A 1,263-nucleotide genomic window follows, 5' to 3' on the forward strand; every position below is an offset into this window, starting at 1 on the left:
ATTATTGATAAATAGAGGCTGGCACCTGCACATCCCGGATTGCCGCTGCATAAGGCCCCAAGTCATACTGGCCAAAGACGATAGCGATTCCGTTTGCCGTAAAGTAAAACATTGTGTCTTTGTTTAGGGTTATATCCTCTTTCTTTACATCAGGGAAAAACAGCTCATCGTGTTTTTTGATATAGCTATATAGGTAATCTCTCGTTTTGCTGACTTTTGTTTTGGTGCTCAGAATCTGATCCAGCGTCACCCGCTTTTGTGCTTTCAAGTCATAGTTGAAGGACTGGACAGACGTTAAACCGTGGGCGCCGCCTGAATAGATATAATTGAGTGTTTGAATGCTGAGCTTGCCTGCCGCATTGTATTTGACGCTGAAGGATGTTCGATATTCCGTTTTAAAGCCCTGCTGTTCGCCTGCTTTTTTGTTTTTCAGATATTCCTGATACGATTGTTCAATGTAGGCTTTCAGCTCTTGATTGATTTTCTTTTCAAACGCGGCATTCCCGATGTGATGCACTTGTGGATACGTTAACTCCTTGATCTTTTTGTACGTATGGGTGCTGACAGTCGGTGTTTTCGCTTGAACTGCTTTTAAAGATGGGGCCGCATATGCTAATACGGAAAAAAACAAGACTGCAATCCCCGCAGCTTTCAGCATTTTATTCCATTTCATATAATATCCTCCTTTGATGTCGTTGTTTATCATTCCCTTATTTAAGCAATAAATTAAATCGAAAGAAGTTTCTAAGTCTAACAGCATGATTTTTCCAATAAAAAAAGAGACACAGGATGTCTCTTTTTTACTGTTTGCGCCCAGAAATCGCTTCATGAACGGCCTGTGCCAAATCTGTATTTCCGAACATCTCTAATACCGCAATGACAGTCTGGTCCGGAATGTGCTCTGCTTCGTGTTTTGGCACGACCAGATCGTCCATGGTTTTTTTCAAGCTTTCATTCAGCTTTTGCTGCGGATACGCTTTGGCGTACAGCTCCATCGGATCAAGATCATGGTTCACGCACCATTGGGCAAACACCAAAATCATCATATTTTCATCGCGTTCGTAAGCTTCAGCGAGCTGTTTTTCGTTCATTTGTCATGCTCCTTATGAAAAGTATCTTCCTTAAAGATACAGGAGCAGGTCAAATTCGTCTATCCCAATGGCGATGAGCAGCAACCGCATTGATAAATGCCTTGCTGAAAGCGGTGTAGTCAGGTTCATCTTTAGCCGTTACGATGCCTGGCCCCTCTGTTGTCCCGACAGA

The 1,263-nt window shown here is 42.8% G+C and carries 3 protein-coding genes; all 3 read right to left on the reverse strand.

Annotated features, from left to right (window positions below; translation table 11 throughout):
• Window position 1: 1 nt before the first annotated feature.
• On the reverse strand, window positions 2-673 hold the full coding sequence (locus ACWHAR_RS21950; RefSeq protein WP_452087819.1) for a DUF3298 and DUF4163 domain-containing protein: 672 nt from the start codon (window positions 671-673) through the stop codon (window positions 2-4).
• A 127-nt stretch (window positions 674-800) separates the two neighbouring features.
• The gene (locus ACWHAR_RS21955) at window positions 801-1,091 is read right to left on the reverse strand and encodes a hypothetical protein (protein ID WP_014478421.1); all 291 of its coding nucleotides are present in this window, start codon (window positions 1,089-1,091) and stop codon (window positions 801-803) included.
• Between the two features lie 49 nt (window positions 1,092-1,140).
• Window positions 1,141-1,263, reverse strand: a 123-nt coding sequence (locus ACWHAR_RS21960) for a hypothetical protein (RefSeq protein WP_452087820.1), incomplete at its 5' end; no start/stop codon positions are given.

The sequence above is a fragment of the Bacillus sp. LR--39 genome, assembly GCF_053613335.1.

Excerpts from the sequence above, each read along its gene's own strand:
- ACWHAR_RS21950 (WP_452087819.1), bottom strand. The coding sequence starts at position 673 with ATGAAATGGAATAAAATGCTGAAAGCTGCGGGGATTGCAGTCTTGTTT.
- ACWHAR_RS21955 (WP_014478421.1), bottom strand. The coding sequence starts at position 1,091 with ATGAACGAAAAACAGCTCGCTGAAGCTTACGAACGCGATGAAAATATG.